The sequence below is a fragment of the Marinomonas sp. NPDC078689 genome (assembly GCF_044542435.1).
Lineage (GTDB): Bacteria > Pseudomonadota > Gammaproteobacteria > Pseudomonadales > Marinomonadaceae > Marinomonas > Marinomonas arenicola.
The window spans coordinates 332,317-348,200 of record NZ_JBITUJ010000002.1 but is presented as its reverse complement, the minus strand read 5'-3'; the positions used below and the strand labels follow the sequence as shown (position 1 = coordinate 348,200).

The window sequence follows — 15,884 nt, the reverse complement described above, 5'->3', positions numbered from 1 at the left end:
GTCGTAAAAGTGGTGCATGAGAATGGCGCATGATAACAGGCTAAGAGAATAAATGAAGTCCATCGCTACCCTGCGGTTTGAATTCAGCCTTTTGAGTTGCTTCTTGAGCGCTTATACTGCGACTCATTTACAATGAGTTCAAATACAAGGCATGCGTGGGAGCGATGGTTTATATGGAATTATTTTCAGACAAGCCTGGAGATGAAGGTTTAAAGGGGCGAGAGCGCTGTTTAGCAATGCTTGCGGTAATGACGACAACGTCCATGGCGGTGTTTGATGGCTCAATGGTCAATATTGCCTTGCCACAGATTGCTCGCTCGTTGGCCATTTCGTCCAGTGATGCGGTCTTGATATCCAATAGTTATTTGTTGTCGACGGCGATGTTTTTGGCCATTTTTGCGGCGTTTGTTAAGCAAGTGGGCTTTCGTGTGCAATTTACCATGGGGTTGAGTGTGTTTACCTTGGCGTCATTAGGTTGTGCTTTATCCACGTCCTTGCCTATGTTGGTGGGCATGCGCCTGCTGCAAGGTGTTGGTGCTGCTGCGGTATTAAGTATTGCTCCCGCGATACTCAGGTCTATTTTTCCCAATCGTTTGTTGGGACGAATACTCGGCGCGAATGCATTGTTGATCGCCACGATAACGGCCATTGCCCCGGTATTTGGTGGCACACTGATTTCAACATTGAGCTGGCAGTGGTTGTTTGTGATTAATGTGCCGTTTGGCCTGACGGCTTTGTTGCTCACGCAGCGCGCGATGCCTCGCAAGCAAACGAATGAGCGTGAGTCTTTTGATGTTCTAGGCGGCGTGTTGTCGGCCGTTATGCTGGGGGCCTTTATTATGACCGCCAATAGTTTTTCCCAAGCGGGCGAGGGCGGCATATCGACGGATACCTTATTCACTGCTCTACTCTATGCCGTGGTGTCTGTTGTTGCTGGCGTACTCTTCTTTCGACGACAGAAGCGTGTGGCGAAACCGCTGCTGCCTTTGGTTATCTTTTCATCGACACGCTTTTCATTGGCGGCTTTAACGTCGCTGTCTTCTTTTGTCAGTCAGGGGATCATTTTTATTGCATTGCCTTTTCTGTTTCAGAATGTCTATGGCTACAGTGCATTTGCCTCAGCATTGCTTTTTACGCCTTGGCCTGTGGGCATTATTTTAGCCGCGCCTCAAGCGGGCAAGTTTGCGGACCGCTATTCTGCGGCTTTGGTATCAACGATTGGTTTGTGTATTTTTATGCTGGGCATCGCATTATTGGCGTTATTGCCAGCCAACGCGTCCATCTGGGACATAGGCTTTCGCAGCTTATTGTGTGGTATTGGCTTTGGCTGTTTTCAAAGCCCGAATAATCGTGAGTTGTTGTCGAATGTGTCGCGGGAAAACAGCGGTTACGCATCAGGCGTACTGGCAATTATGAGAACCTTTGGACAGTGTTTAGGCGGGGCTCTTGTTGGGGTTATTTTGGCGCAGTATGCGTTGTCTAGCCATGGTGAATCGGCGCATCTACAGATGGAAGCTCAGGGTGTAAGAGTCAGCCTTTGGGTGGCTGTAACGGCGACAATGTTAGCCATTATACTGAGTTTTACGCGTTTAAAGGCATTAAATAAAAGCCTCAAAGAGGTCTGATTACGAAGACGTTAGATCGCACCGCCTTGTTAGTAGGCGGGCAGATCTAACTCAGTCATAACGGGCTTGAAACCACAAAACATCATGACCAAATTGCGAAATCCCACTTCTAAATCAGGGCCGTCGAGGCCTTTGATGCGTTGATCCATCAAGGCTAGGTAATTTTGCAAATAGGGCAGCGTGCCTTGGTTATGACGAGACATGGCGCTTTCATAAAAAGGGATGCGCTTATCCCAAATTCTTTGGGCTTGGCAGGCTTGGCGTAAACTGGACGAGCTCATGGCGTGTAATAAATCCACAAGGGTTTGTGCCTCGCGGTTAAACAACCAGAGAATAATGTTGGGTTCGACCCCTTCGCCAATGAGCTGGCTTAAGCAATGCATGGCGTCTTTGGTTTTGCCCATTAATAAGCGATCGCTTAAATCATAAATCGAATAACGACTGCTGTCGGCCACCGACTCGGCGACCTTTTCTGCGTCTATTTTAGTGCCAGCGCCATGCAGTAATACCAGCTTCTCAAGCTCTTGGGAAAGGGCTAATAAGTTGCCTTCTCCGCGTTCACAAATGATGCTTGCGGCGTCTCGGCTCAAGGATAAGTCGAGCGCTTGAGCCCGTTGTTGAACCCACGCTGGCAGGCGGCTGGCGTCCACTGGCCAAATTTGGACAAACACGCCCTGGGATTCCAGTTGTGTGAACCATTTTGCCTTTTGGGTGCGAGCGTCTATCTTGGGTAAAGTGAGTAATATGGTGTTATCAGGGGTGAGAGATTGCGCCAGTTGAGCGAGGGCTTTGGTGTGTTTCTCGCCCATCTTATCTATTTGAATATCAAACAAACGTTGATTGGAAAACAACGACAAACTCTGGTTTTCATTGATCACATCTTGCCAATCAAATTGCGCGTCGGCGACAAATCTAAGGCGTTCACTGATGCCTGCTTGTTGCGCTGCACGACGAATGCTATCGGCGGCTTCTTGGATCAGTAACACCTCGTCCCCCGAAATAATATACAGGGGTGCGAGGTTTTTATTAAGCTGCTGAGGCAGTTGATCTGCTCTTACTTTCATCAGTGATTAGCCTGTTGGCGAGCTTATTTAAGGGGCGCGTAGCCTAAATCATAGATCAATTGATTGGCAAGCTCTTCGCTCATGTCTTCTTCTTTTGATTGATTGTAAGCCGCTTTGGTACTTTCTTCTGAGTTCTGATTCGACAAGGTTTTGCTAGTACTGACGGTACGAGGACCGTACAGCGACTTGCCATCTTCTTGGCGAATAAAATAGCTGGTGCTCATGCGACGCTCGATTTGGGTAATGTCGTTTGACGAGTTACGCGCCAACACAGTATCCGAAGTCGTTATGGCGTTTACTTTGAGTTCTAATACATCATCACCAGCGTCTTTAGGGTCGACCACGTTAACGCCAGCGCGCGACAAGGCAATACGTAACGAAGTATTAAAGGTATTGGATTTCGCGTCTGAGGTTAGGGTAATGGTTTTCAGTGCTTGTGGTATTGCGACTTGTCCACGTAAGTGAAAGCCGCAAGCAGTAACGCTCATGGCGATGAGGGCAAGGAAAAAATAACGGGTCGTTTTGTTAAATGATACTAGCATGGCCATGATCTCTTATTCGGCAAGAATGAAAAGGGATGGCAGCGCCATCCCTGTTAAGCGCATTAGTTTGCGACAATATTAACCAAGCGACCGGGAACAACGATGACTTTACGAACCGTTTTTCCTTCAAGGAACTTAGCCACACCTGGGTGAGCCAATGCTTCAGCTTCAATCGTTTTGTTGTCTGCGCTGGCAGACACGGTTAACTCAGCACGTTTCTTGCCTAATACTTGAACGACAATGGTCAATTCGTCTTTGATCAAGGCATCTTCGTCCAGTGTTGGCCAAGCGGTATCCACAATGTTGTCCGTGTGACCAAGGTCTGTCCAAAGCTGATGAGAAATGTGAGGCACGATAGGAGACAACAACAAGGTTGCCGCTTCTAATGCTTCTTGAACCACAGCCAGACCCAATGGCGAGTTGTCTTCAAACTTACTGATTTCGTTGCACAGCTCCATCACAGCGGCAATGGCGGTGTTGAAGGTTTGACGGCGTTCAATATCGTCGGTGACTTTCTGAATGGTTTCGTGAGTTTTACGACGCAGAGACTTTTGCGCGCCATTCAGTGCGCCAATGTCTAATGTACCGACTTCGCCAGCATTGGTGTGACGGTAAGACAAAGCCCACAAGCGGCGTAAGAAACGTGATGCGCCATCCACACCCGCGTCGTTCCACTCTAGAGATTGCTCTGGTGGTGCGGTAAACATGATGAATAGGCGAACGGTATCCGCGCCGTATTTCTCAATCATTTGTTGAGGGTCAACGGTGTTGCCTTTGGATTTAGACATCTTGGTGCCGTCTTTATTCACCATACCTTGGGTTAGAAGGCGTTTGAATGGTTCGTCAGACGTTACTAAGCCGGCATCACGCAACAACTTATGGAAGAAACGTGAGTACAACAAATGCAAGATAGCGTGTTCTACACCACCAACGTATTGGTCAACAGGTAGCCAGTAGTTGGCTTCTTCTGTCAGCATGGCGTCTGTTGAATCTGGGCAGCAGTAACGTGCGAAGTACCAAGAGGATTCCATAAAGGTATCAAAGGTATCGGTTTCGCGCTCTGCTTCTTCGCCGTTGAACATAATAGACGAGAAGTCAGGGTTGTTTTTGATTGGAGAGTTAACGCCATCCATGATCACGTCTGTCGGCAAGACAACAGGCAGTTGATCTTCTGGTACAGGAACGACAGAACCATCTTTCAAGTTAATAGTCGGAATGGGTGTGCCCCAGTAACGTTGGCGGCTTACACCCCAATCGCGTAGGCGATAGTTGACTTTTTTCTCGCCAATACCCTGGTCTTCCATCCAAGTGCAAATCGCAGCAAACGCGTCTTTAAACGCCAAACCGTCGAATTCACCTGAGTTGCATAACACGCCTTTTTCGGTGAAAGCCGCGTTCTCAAGGTCCACTGTTTCTTCGCCCGCAGGCTGGATGACTTGTTTGATTTCTAGATTGTATTTTTTCGCAAATTCAAAGTCGCGTTGATCATGAGCAGGCACCGACATAACCGCGCCCGAACCGTATTCCATCAACACAAAATTGGCCGCGAAAACAGGCACTATGTCGCCAGAAATAGGGTGGATGGCTTTAAAGCCAGTGTCCATGCCTTTTTTCTCAACCGTGGCCATGTCGGCTTCTGTGGTCGACATCAATTTGCTTTCGGCGACGAAGTTAGCAAGCGCTGGGTTACTTTCAGCGGCTTCTAATGCCAATGGGTGTTGCGTCGCTACGGCAACGTAAGTGACCCCCATGATGGTGTCTGGGCGAGTCGTATAAACAGATAAGCGCTCTTCTTTACCTTCTACGGCAAAGCTGAATTCTAGACCTTCAGAGCGGCCAATCCAGTTACGCTGCATGGCTTTTACTTTTTCTGGCCAGCCATCTAGTTGGTCAAGGTCGTTCAGTAATTCTTCTGCGTAATCCGTAATACGGATAAACCACTGAGAAATTTCTTTTTTCTCTACGGTCGTGCCACAACGCCAACAAGCACCTTCTTCTACTTGCTCGTTTGCGAGAACCGTTTGGTCTTCAGGACACCAGTTAACGGCCGCTGTTTTTTTGTACGCTAAGCCTTTTTCTACCAATTGCGTGAAGAACCATTGTTCCCACTTGTAGTATTCAGGTGTGCAAGTTGCTACTTCACGGTCCCAGTCATAACCAAAGCCAAGTTCTTTTAATTGGCCTTTCATGTAGGCAATGTTTTCTGTGGTCCATTTCGCTGGTGCGGTTTTGTGTTTGATCGCTGCGTTTTCTGCTGGCAGACCAAAAGCATCCCAACCCATTGGTTGCAAAACGTTTTTGCCTTGCATACGCTGGTAACGAGAGATCACATCGCCAATGGTGTAATTACGTACGTGGCCCATGTGCAAACGGCCACTTGGGTAAGGGAACATAGACAAGCAGTAGAATTTTTCTTTACTGGCATCGGCGACGGCTTTGAATACTTTGTTTTCATCCCAAAATGATTGAGCAGCTTGTTCAATCTGCTGAGGATTATATTGTTCTTGCATGATGTTTTATGGTCCCGTAATAGGCGTTAGGTTGGCCTTGTCTACACAATTGCCTCTCTAACTAAGGAAAAGAGAAGAAATGCACTAAATGTTTGCGTAGAGCCCAACAGAGTCTAAGAATATTCGCTATTTTATAGAGATGGAGCTCTAATGAGAAGGCACATAGAAGAGGAGTTATGAAAACAATGAAAAAAGATCACGCAAATGAGCAAAACAACACGGATTTGGTTGAAGAAGCTCGTAAGACATTGCAAGGGGCTAAGGATTGGCTATTAGACGACGTGTCGCTTATGAAAGCTTATTGGCACGATAAGATGGGCTATACCGAAGCATGGGTTGATGCCAATTGGCATTTGATCCTAGACGAAGGTCATGATTTTGTCGAAGAGCTGGACGAGAAAGAAGACGCCGCCTTGTTGTGGTTAATCAATCACGCGAACAATAATCCTGTGCCACTCGAAGAGTGTCATGTGGCCGGAGAGCAAGCGAAAGCGGGGGTGTATCACTGTATGTCTTGTGGCCACGATAATACCTTGGCGCAAGATGGCCCGTTAGAAACCTGTGAAGTGTGCCACTACGGGTTGTTGTCGACCCATTAAGCAGGTGGTTTTCTTACCCTATCTAATTGCTTGATAGACCTAATGTTTTCATCGCAAGTAACCTAATTCCTTTTTTACTTGCGATGAAAGCGCGACTTATTGGTAAAGTCGCTTCTTCAATAGACTCTTCTTCTCGTCGATGCGTTTTTTGCTCAAAGCCTTGTTGCTGCTATAAGAGAGGATAAAGGTGATCAGCAGCAGTAAGAGCACAGGCCAGTAACCCCATTGGACATAAGGCGTGATGCCACTAAAGGTCTTCACGGTGGAGGTGAGAGTGGTTCTTTTAAACTGTTTCGCTTCGGCCACAATGTCGCCATTTTGATCAATGATCGCCGACACACCTGTGTTGGTCGCACGAATCAAGTAGCGCCCTGATTCCTTGGCCCTAAAGCGCGCGATTTGCAAGTGTTGCCACGGACCAATGGACGCGCCAAACCAAGCATCGTTACTGATGGTGATTAGGAAGTCACTGTCGCGAACTAAACGGCGAACCTGTTCTGGGTACACAATTTCATAGCAGATGAAAGGCGCCGCGGCCCATTCGCCCACTTGCAGTGTTGGCTGGTTGCTGTCCCCTGGAGAGAAAGACGACATCGGCATGCCAAAGATGTCTAAAATAGGCCCCACGATCGACGCGAGAGGGATGTATTCGCCAAACGGTACTAGGTGACGTTTGTAGTAAAGACCAAAGCCATTACCCGTCGCCCACATCGCGTTGTAGTAGGTTTTTGTGTCGGCTTGGTAATCCGGCACACCAGTAATTAAGGTGGTTTTAGTGTCTGCCAATTGCTTTCTTAATGGGCTTAAGAAAGGGCGAACTTCGTGATAAAAATAGGTGATGGCGGTTTCTGGCCAAACGACCAAATCACTGTCCAAATGTTCTCTGGTGGCTTTTTCATAATACGCCAATGAGCTGGCGGCGGTACTTTGTTGCCATTTTAGTTCTTGTGGAACATTGCCTTGCACCAAGGTGGTTTTGATTGAGCCTGTTGGCGAGACCCATTTTTCAGGGAAGTAATGCAAATACAAGCCGGCAGACCAGGTGAACAGCACCGCCATGATCAAAGCAATGTGATTATGGTTGCTAAACAAGCGTCCGGGAATCAGGCAGGCGGTCAGTACCACCACAGCGCTGGTCAGCCAAATACCGCCAATTGGCAGTAATTCGAACAGCCAAGTTTCCTGTATGGCATAGCCAGGTAAGAGCCATGGGAAACCAGTGAATAAATGGCTACGGGCAAATTCGCCAAGCAATAAACTAAAGGCGATCAACAAAGCCGGTGAGATGTGTTTAAAACGTTGAATTAAACGCCAAGACAGCCAGCCGGATACGGACCAAAAAAGCGTGACGACTAAGACAAATAAAAACGTAATCAGAGCAGAAGCAATGTCGCCCACTTGGCCATAGGTGTCAATGCTGACAAAGACCCAAGACACGCCTGCGCCAAAGAAACCTAAGCCAACCGAGGTGCCTCGCCAAAACGCCGATTTCGCCGTCGAACTGGACAAAATTAAGGTCGCGAAGACCATCAGGGTGACAAAGTAGCTAGGCCAAAAATTGAAGGGAGCAAAGCTGGTTACTCCCAAAGCACCCGCCAATAAACCGATAATAAAAACAATATACGGTGAGCGGTTTTTTAACGCAGAAGGGCGTTTCCGCCCCGCTTTAGTGGTTAAGTCGGGGAGGCGGTCGGACATATTATTCCATTGATTCTTCTGTAGGGGTGGAGACTTGTATGGTTTTCACTCGGCGACCATCTGATTTCAGCACATGGAAATGCAGCTGGTTGAAGGTGATTTCTTCGCCGCGAACGGGCACATGGCCAAATTGCTGCACCAGAATGCCTCCAACGGTATCGAACTCTTCTTCGCTCAAGTCCACTTTGAAAAATTCGTTAAAGTCTTCAATGGTGCACAAGGCTGGTACTAGGAACACATTGCTGTCTTCCGTGGTTTGAATGTCTTCGTTTTCTAAGCGGTCTGTTTCGTCTTCGATTTCACCAACAATTTGTTCTAACACATCTTCGATGGTGACTAAACCAGACACGCTGCCGTATTCGTCGAGTACCAAGGCCATGTGGTAGCGTTTGGTTCGAAAGTCATTCAATAATACATTGAGGCGCTTGCTTTCTGGGATGAAGTTGGCCGGACGTAAACGCGACATAATGTCGTCCAGCACAATGTCTTCTTCTTTAAACAGCAAAGGCAAGAGGTCTTTCGCAAGCAGTACACCCAGAATTTCATCCGGCTCTTCGCCCACCACAGGAAAGCGAGAGTGGGAAGAATCGATGACTTTTCGAATCGAGGTTTTTGGATCGTCTTCGGATTTGATGATCACCATCTGAGAAGGTGGAATCATAATGTCACGGGCCTGTACTTCAGATACTTCTAAAGCACCCTCTACAATAGTAAAGGCATCGCGGTCGATAACATCGGACTTTACCGCCGTTTCTAGTAGCTTGACGATGTCTTCTCGGCTACGAGGCTCGTCATGAAACGCTTGCGCTAATCGCTCAAACCAAGATTTATGATCGTTGGAGTTACTCGATCGGTCTTCACTCATGGGGTTGTGAACTCACTCTTTTATCAAATAGGGGTCGGGTATATCTAGGGAAGCGAGTAGTTGCACTTCCAGTGCTTCCATTTCTTCTGCTTCATCATCATTTATATGGTCATAACCACGTAAATGCAATATGCCATGAATCGTCAAGTGTGCCCAGTGATGCAAAAGAGGTTTTTGTTGTTCTTTTGCTTCTTGGTTAACCACTTGCGTGCAGATGACTAAGTCACCCAGCAGGGGCACATCTAAATCCATAGGTGCTTCGAATGGAAAAGAGAGGACGTTAGTGGGTTTGTCTTTGCCACGGTATTCGTTATTGAGTGATTGGCTTTCTGCTTCGTCAACAAGACGAATAGTCACTTCAAATTCGTCACCAATGGTCGGCAAGGCCACCTGTACCCAGCGAGAAAAATCTTCAAGGCTGGGTAGGGTGTCGGTGTCTTCTGTGGCAACTTGTAGATCTAACTCTAAATGGGCCATTATTCTGTATTGCTCTTGTGTTCAGTTTGCGCTTTTAAACGGGCTTCGGTGCGGGCTTTTTTCTCGACTTCCTCTTCTTCATCGAAGCGCTCGTAAGCTTCAACGATGCGTTGTACCAGAGGATGACGAACCACATCGGCCGCGGTAAAGTGAGTCAAGCTAATGCCGTTGACGCCACGTAATACATGCATAGCGTGGGCAAGGCCGGAGGAGGTTCCACGCGGCAAATCGACCTGAGAGGTGTCGCCTGTGATAACCGCAGTAGAGCCAAAACCAATGCGCGTAAGAAACATTTTCATTTGCTCACGGGTGGTGTTCTGACTTTCATCCAGAATGATAAACGCATTGTTTAGCGTACGACCGCGCATAAACGCAAGCGGCGCGATTTCAATGACGTTTTTCTCGATCAGCTTGTCCACTAACTCAAAGCCGAGCATCTCGTAAAGAGCATCGTACAGTGGGCGTAGATAAGGGTCGATTTTTTGTGATAAGTCACCAGGCAAAAAGCCCAGTTTTTCGCCTGCTTCCACTGCCGGTCGAACAAGCATAATACGTTCTACACGATCGGCTTCTAACGCTTCAACTGCACACGCCACTGCCAGGTACGTTTTACCTGTACCAGCGGGTCCAATGCCAAAGTTAATGTCATTTTTGCGAACTTCGCGGACATAACCTTGTTGGTTTCTGCCTTTTGGTTTGATAAAGGCTTTACGTGTTTTTATGACCAGTTGATCGCTTTGGCTTTTGCTGCTTTTGGTGATTGATTCAATCGCAGATTCTTGCAAATAGAGATGCACTGTTTCTGTACTAAGCACAGATTCCGCGAGGGCTTCTCGATACAAGTTTTCGATCAGGGTTTTGCTGGCAGCAACGCGTTCTGCGTCATCGCCTGAAATATCAAACAGTTCACCGCGATAGCGGATAGTGACATCAAGACGAGCTTCGATCAGCTTAATGTTCTCATCAAGCTGACCGCATAACGCCGCCAAAGCAGAAGCTTGGGCAGGCGCTAAGCGAGTTTGTTGTGTTGTCTGTGTGGTTTCCAAGAGTTACCTTACTTAATGAAGAACAAAATCAGTGTCGAGTTCAGAGCCAATCAATTCCCCAAGAAGGGAGTTTGGATAAGCGTCTGTGATCACCACATCGGCAAATTTGCCGATTAATTGTGAGTCCGTCGCGCGGAAATTCACAATGCGATTGTTTTCTGTGCGGCCTTGTAGCTGGCCTGGATCGCGTGGGGAATAACCACTGATTAAGATGCGTTGAACCTCGCCAACCATGGCTAAGCTAATGTCATAAGCTTGCTGGCTGATGCGACGCTGTAGAATCGAAAGGCGTTCTTTTTTCACCTCTTCAGGCGTGTCGTCTTCTAAGTTAGACGCTGGCGTACCAGGGCGCTGGCTGTAAACGAAGCTGAAAGAATGGTCGAAACCAATCTCTTGTATCAGGTTCATTGTGTCGATGAAGTCATCGTCGGTTTCGCCAGGGAAGCCAATAATAAAGTCAGAAGACAAGCTAATGCCTGGTCGTGCTTCTTTAATACGGTTGATTTTATCAATGTAATATTGACGATCATGGCCGCGTTTCATGGCGCTCAAAATGTTATCGGCACCACTTTGTACCGGCAAATGCAGGTGACTCACCAACTTAGGCTCGTTACGGAAGGCTTCGATCAAGCTGTCGGTGAATTCCACTGGATGCGAGGTGGTGAAACGAATACGTTCAACCCCGTCAATTTGAGCAACGGCGTGGATAATGTCCGCTAAATCTGTTTCGTCGCCATCTTCGTTTTCACCACGGTATGCGTTAACGTTCTGACCCAGCAAGTGAATCTCTCGAACGCCTTGCTCAGCCAATTGAACGACTTCAACTAGGATACTTTCAAACGGACGACTGACTTCTTCACCGCGAGTGTAAGGCACCACACAAAAAGTACAGTACTTACTGCAGCCTTCCATGATGGAAACAAAGGCTTCCGCGCCGTCAACGCGAGGCGCTGGTAGGTGGTCGAACTTTTCAATTTCTGGAAAAGTGACGTCAGTGATAGGAATATGGCTGCCCGCCGCATTGACCATTTCTGGTAACTTATGCAGCGTTTGTGGGCCAAAAATCATATCAACGTGTTTAGCGCGCTTGCGAATAGCATCGCCTTCTTGGCTTGCCACACAACCGCCCACACCAATGACGAGGTTTGGGTTTTTCTGTTTTAGTTTTTTCCAGCGGCCAAGTTGGTGATATACCTTGTCTTGCGCTTTTTCACGAATGGAGCATGTGTTTAGAAGCAGAACGTCTGCTTCGTCCGCATTGTCTGTTAGCTCCATCTCATGACTTTCGCCGAGTAAATCTGCCATACGAGAAGAATCGTATTCGTTCATTTGGCAGCCGTGAGTTTGGATAAAAAGTTTTTTTGCCATGTAACCTATAAACCTAAAATGTGTTCGTCTTATCGACTTTGTACCCATTATATTGGGGATTGAGTCTGAATCACAGAGGTGTCGAACATTCCGCGCATTTAAAGTCGAAATAGTTTGTTCACAAGCGCCATCGACTTTGCTTTATTTACCTGACAATGCCACAGTTATAGGGCTGTCTGGGCAAGGAGACCCTATGAAGTACCTGCTTTCAATTTTCATTATTTTAAACATTTTCAGTGAGTCCGTATGGGCAGATGACGAATCCCCCAATTTTGAATTGGGGCTCGGAGGCGGGCTATTAAACAGTAAAGCGCTGTTTAATTTGGACGTCGTGCTGAATATTCCGTTAACGGATGTGTATTCCACACAAGTTCTGTTGAATAGTAATTACCTGATGACAGGACGCTCAGAAGACAGTTTTGCGCAGTCGGAACTGGCTTCTAACTGGTTTGCTCGAAATGAATACGGTCGATTAGGTATTGGTGTTGGCGTGTCTGAGTTCAAACCGAAAGACGACAACAAAGAAACCGATCGCAGTGTGGTGGGGCGCGCCATGGCGGATGCATTCTGGGACGCTGTAACGCTCACCGGGAACTACACTTCATACGACAGTACACTCAACAATCTTAGTAGTACTCGTGTTGGTATTAGTTATTACCTGAACGACGATCAGCGTGTTTCTGTCTACCGTGAACGCTATAACGATGAGTCTGCTTGGCGTCTTGAAACCTACTATCAGCCAGAGAAATACCGCCAGTTAGCGAGCCTTGGGATCATTGTTCGATCGGGCGAAGACAATGATTATCTGGGGGTTATTGCCCGTTATTACTTTGATACCGCCGTGTCACTGAAAGAGCGCGAAAGGCGTTATCATTAAGCCTGCATCATGGGTTAGGCTGAGCGTGTGCTCTGGAGTATATGTTGCCAATGAGACTCTACTATGGGCATGACGGACAAGCGGCTCCCTTTTTTCAGCAGCGCCATGTCGGTCAGTTCAGGGTCTTGTTTTAGACTGCTTAATGGGATCAGTACAGGAAATTTCTCAACGAGTTCAATATCCACCATAAACCAACGAGGGCTTTCTTTCGTGGATTTAGGGTCGTAGTATGCGCTGTTCGGATCCCAACTGGTGTGGTCTGGATACGCGTTACGAGTGACTTTAGCAATGCCTGCAATGCCCGCGGGTTTACAGCTGGAGTGATAAAAAAAGACAAGATCGTCAATCTTCATGTCCTTCATGAAATTGCGAGCTTGGTAATTTCGAACACCATCCCATGGGGACGGTCCTTGTTGTTTAAGGTCATCTATTGAAAACGCATCAGGCTCGGATTTCATTAGCCAATATTGAGACATATTTTCCTCAGTGTCATAGCGAGACAGTTGGGTGCTTCACGATCCATGGTATTTTATCTACAATGAGGGCATTAAGCCATGGAATAGGTCATGCGCGAAATCGTTTGAAGGCGACATACAGGTTTCAAACAAGCGCGCTTTTTTGTAATGGATGGACACTATGAGTCAATTTGCCTGCACAGAATTCTCTGCTCTGGAAAAAGAGCTCAAAGATGACTTACTAGAGTGCTACCAAGAAGCCCAACAAGAAATCGAAAACATCATCAATAATATCGAAGATGACGGCTTTTCTTTCGACAAACTCGATACGTTATTTCGCTCGCTTCATAGTATGAAAGGAAACTGCTCTGTCTGTTTTCTGGATCCTTTGGTGGCGGCCCTTCACAGTTTAGAAGAAATTGTGGATGGCATGCGGGGCGGCTATATCGCTTATCACTATGACTTAGGCGATGTGATCAATGTGGTGCTGGAGCAAGTGGGTTGCCTATTGCAAGATCTGTATCAATACCACGGCGCCGAGCGTTTGGTGTTGGAAAAGTTACAGTCAGGACTGGGCGCTATTTATGGCTGTGAAAACGACGCCAACCGACCAAGCCTTGCTCGTTCTTTATTAGAAGATATCGCGGTTGAGTTAAGCGACGCACCGATCGGCGCAAAAACAACGTCGCTTTTGGTGAAGGTCAATTACAGCGCTGTGCAGCAAGCAGACATCGAGCAATTTCGATTATTCAGCACCAAGCTAAACCGTTTGCTAGGTTACTCTGAGGAGCGTAGTGAACGCATTCTTAAACTGAGCCAATTGATCAACCTAGAATGCCAAACACCAGAAGATCCCGCTCAACTCAGTGCCGCAGCCTACATGCATAATATGGGGATGGCGGTGGTATTGAACTGCCAAGATGACGAGGAGGCCAAGCGTCAGGCAGAATTAAACCATCCTATGGTCGGCGCCAAACTGCTCGACAAACACCTTGGCTGGGATGCCGCAGTCGCCATGGTAAAAACCCATAAAGAACGTTTTGATGGCAGCGGTTTTCCGGCTGGATTGGTGGGGCCTTTAATTCCTCAAGGGGCCTTCTTGTTGGCCATTTCTGTGATGTTTATTGATGTTGTCTGGGGGACGTCGGGCAGCGAATATCGAAAAAGTTCGATGCGAGCGATTCAACAGGTTAACTTTGAAAGTGGCAAAGGCTTTCCTCATCATTTGGTGGAATCCTTTAACGCGGCGATTCGCAAGGTCATAGTGGCGCGCAGCCAATAATCACTGCTAACATGCTTGTTCTATGTCTTAAATTTTCTGTGTTTTTCTATGACTGATTCGCTTTCTACAGCCAGTGCTGTGGCGGTAACGCCGGCTAAAATGCCACTGGTTTTTCACCCTCACTACAGCATACCGTTTCCGGCAGGGCATCGTTTTCCGATGCACAAATTTCGCTTGCTCGCAGAGACCTTGCGTGAACAAGGTATTTTGAGCGCTGAAAACGAGCATCAACCCATACCCTTATCGTTAACCACACTGATGCAGGCTCATGATAAAGGGTATGTTCAGCGCTTTATTCGTGGCGATTTGAGTGTCCAAGAAGTCAAAGAAATTGGTTTGCCTTGGTCTGAGTGGCTAGTAGAGCGTACCTTGCGTGCGGTTTCTGGCACCATACTCACCAGTGAGTTGGCCTTGCAACATGGGTTGGCCTGTCACCTGGCGGGTGGCACACACCATGCGCACCCTTCCCATGGTGCAGGCTTTTGTATTTTTAATGATTTGGCCGTCGCGGCATTGGCTTTGGTGAACTCAGGCAAAGCCAAAAAAGTGCTGATCTTGGATTGCGATGTGCACCAGGGCGATGGCACCGTTGCCTTCTTTCAAGATCGGACTGACATCATACCAATCTCTTGGCATTGCGAAGAAAACTACCCCAGCGTGAAACAAACAAAAGGCATCAACATCGCCATTCCCAAAGGGGCAGATGACGAGCAATATTTAGCCATCTTAAAAAGCACGCTGCCGAACTTATTAGCGCAACATCAGCCTGATTTTATCTTCTATGATGCCGGTGTCGATGTGCACAAAGAGGACCGGCTAGGCTATGTCAACCTAACCGATAAGGGGGTGCTGGCGCGAGATCACTTCGTGATCGCCACTTGTGTAGCGCTGGGCTTGCCTGTTGCCTGTGTGATTGGTGGTGGCTATGACCGGCAAGAAGAAAAAGTGGCGTGGCGGCACAGTTTATTGCACCAAGCGGCGAATCGAGTTTGGCAAGAAAGCCCGCTCTCGTGTTTGTAATGCGCGAACCCTGATAGGTCACAGACGCCTGTTGGCAAGAAAAAGAAGCGTTAAGGGCAGTCGTGAAAAAGAATAGGGAAAAGTGTTAAGCGCTCATGGTTCGATATTGAATAATCAGATTAATGATTTCGTGATCACTACTGGTGGACTCAAGGGACTTATCGATGGATGTTCTTTGAGGTAGGTAGATATTAAATTTTGAGCGCAGCATAGTCGCTACCTGGTCATCCGCAGTGGGGTCAAACCCTTCGCCTGCAAAGTTCTGAATTCGTTGAAAAATAAAGTGCTTATCTGTCATAAAACGCCTGTCTCTTAGTGTGTAATAACGTCATTGTTCCATGGGGTAACCAACAAGCACTTTGTTTAGAAGTGCCTCTTTAGCGTACGGAATAGTGGTGTAATGAAGCGTGTTCAAAGCGGTGAGGAAACACCGATCTGTTATTAAGTTGTTTTAAT

Annotated in this window: 14 protein-coding genes and 1 pseudogene; 5 read left to right on the top strand and 10 right to left on the bottom strand. The window is 47.4% G+C overall.

The window, feature by feature from the left end:
- Nucleotides 1-164: 164 nt before the first annotated feature.
- Complete coding sequence (locus ACIGBN_RS04730; protein WP_396663895.1) at nt 165-1,625, top strand: MFS transporter; 1,461 nt, start codon at nt 165-167, stop codon at nt 1,623-1,625.
- A 29-nt stretch (nt 1,626-1,654) separates the two neighbouring features.
- Here the strand turns inward: ACIGBN_RS04730 and holA are convergent, their stop codons facing one another.
- From holA to leuS, 3 genes are all read right to left on the bottom strand, one after another.
- Entirely contained in the window at nt 1,655-2,689 is a 1,035-nt protein-coding gene (gene holA, locus ACIGBN_RS04725) for a DNA polymerase III subunit delta (protein ID WP_396663893.1), read from the bottom strand.
- Nucleotides 2,690-2,712: 23 nt separating this feature from the next.
- Complete coding sequence (locus tag ACIGBN_RS04720; RefSeq protein WP_133003036.1) at nt 2,713-3,231, bottom strand: LPS assembly lipoprotein LptE; 519 nt, start codon at nt 3,229-3,231, stop codon at nt 2,713-2,715.
- A gap of 62 nt (nt 3,232-3,293) precedes the next feature.
- On the bottom strand, nt 3,294-5,741 hold the full coding sequence (leuS, locus tag ACIGBN_RS04715) for a leucine--tRNA ligase (protein ID WP_133003037.1): 2,448 nt from the start codon (nt 5,739-5,741) through the stop codon (nt 3,294-3,296).
- Between the two features lie 155 nt (nt 5,742-5,896).
- Between leuS and ACIGBN_RS04710 the strand changes: the two are divergent.
- Nucleotides 5,897-6,340 (top strand): annotated as a pseudogene (locus ACIGBN_RS04710) (hypothetical protein); the annotation flags it as partial.
- Nucleotides 6,341-6,436: 96 nt separating this feature from the next.
- On the opposite strand, the gene lnt reads toward ACIGBN_RS04710, so the two are convergent.
- The 5 genes from lnt to miaB are packed head-to-tail and all read right to left on the bottom strand — an operon-like array spanning nt 6,437 to nt 11,794.
- Nucleotides 6,437-8,038, bottom strand: coding sequence for an apolipoprotein N-acyltransferase (gene lnt, locus ACIGBN_RS04705; RefSeq protein ID WP_133003039.1), 1,602 nt, complete (start codon nt 8,036-8,038; stop codon nt 6,437-6,439).
- A 1-nt stretch (nt 8,039) separates the two neighbouring features.
- Entirely contained in the window at nt 8,040-8,903 is an 864-nt protein-coding gene (locus ACIGBN_RS04700; RefSeq protein WP_133003040.1) for an HlyC/CorC family transporter, read from the bottom strand.
- Between the two features lie 12 nt (nt 8,904-8,915).
- Nucleotides 8,916-9,380: an rRNA maturation RNase YbeY gene (gene ybeY / locus ACIGBN_RS04695; RefSeq protein WP_133003041.1), complete on the bottom strand. Its 465-nt coding sequence runs from the start codon at nt 9,378-9,380 to the stop codon at nt 8,916-8,918.
- Nucleotides 9,380-10,426, bottom strand: coding sequence for a PhoH family protein (locus ACIGBN_RS04690; protein ID WP_396663889.1), 1,047 nt, complete (start codon nt 10,424-10,426; stop codon nt 9,380-9,382). The genes ybeY and ACIGBN_RS04690 overlap by 1 nt, the downstream gene beginning before the upstream one ends.
- Before the next feature lie 12 nt (nt 10,427-10,438).
- Nucleotides 10,439-11,794: a tRNA (N6-isopentenyl adenosine(37)-C2)-methylthiotransferase MiaB gene (gene miaB / locus ACIGBN_RS04685; RefSeq protein ID WP_133003043.1), complete on the bottom strand. Its 1,356-nt coding sequence runs from the start codon at nt 11,792-11,794 to the stop codon at nt 10,439-10,441.
- A 193-nt stretch (nt 11,795-11,987) separates the two neighbouring features.
- Between miaB and ACIGBN_RS04680 the strand changes: the two genes are divergently transcribed.
- Entirely contained in the window at nt 11,988-12,671 is a 684-nt protein-coding gene (locus ACIGBN_RS04680) for a hypothetical protein (RefSeq protein ID WP_396663887.1), read from the top strand.
- A 14-nt stretch (nt 12,672-12,685) separates the two neighbouring features.
- Here the strand turns inward: ACIGBN_RS04680 and ACIGBN_RS04675 are convergent, their stop codons facing one another.
- Nucleotides 12,686-13,147, bottom strand: coding sequence for an EVE domain-containing protein (locus ACIGBN_RS04675; protein WP_396663885.1), 462 nt, complete (start codon nt 13,145-13,147; stop codon nt 12,686-12,688).
- A 160-nt stretch (nt 13,148-13,307) separates the two neighbouring features.
- On the opposite strand from ACIGBN_RS04675, the gene ACIGBN_RS04670 reads away from it, so the two are divergent.
- Both ACIGBN_RS04670 and ACIGBN_RS04665 read left to right on the top strand, forming a co-directional pair.
- A complete protein-coding gene (locus tag ACIGBN_RS04670) occupies nt 13,308-14,408 on the top strand; it encodes an HD-GYP domain-containing protein (protein ID WP_396663883.1) in 1,101 nt (366 codons plus the stop codon).
- Nucleotides 14,409-14,456: 48 nt separating this feature from the next.
- On the top strand, nt 14,457-15,428 hold the full coding sequence (locus tag ACIGBN_RS04665; RefSeq protein ID WP_133003047.1) for a histone deacetylase: 972 nt from the start codon (nt 14,457-14,459) through the stop codon (nt 15,426-15,428).
- An 85-nt stretch (nt 15,429-15,513) separates the two neighbouring features.
- Here ACIGBN_RS04665 and ACIGBN_RS04660 read toward each other — a convergent pair whose 3' ends face one another.
- On the bottom strand, nt 15,514-15,726 hold the full coding sequence (locus ACIGBN_RS04660; RefSeq protein ID WP_133003048.1) for a hypothetical protein: 213 nt from the start codon (nt 15,724-15,726) through the stop codon (nt 15,514-15,516).
- Between the last annotated feature and the right edge of the window lie 158 nt (nt 15,727-15,884).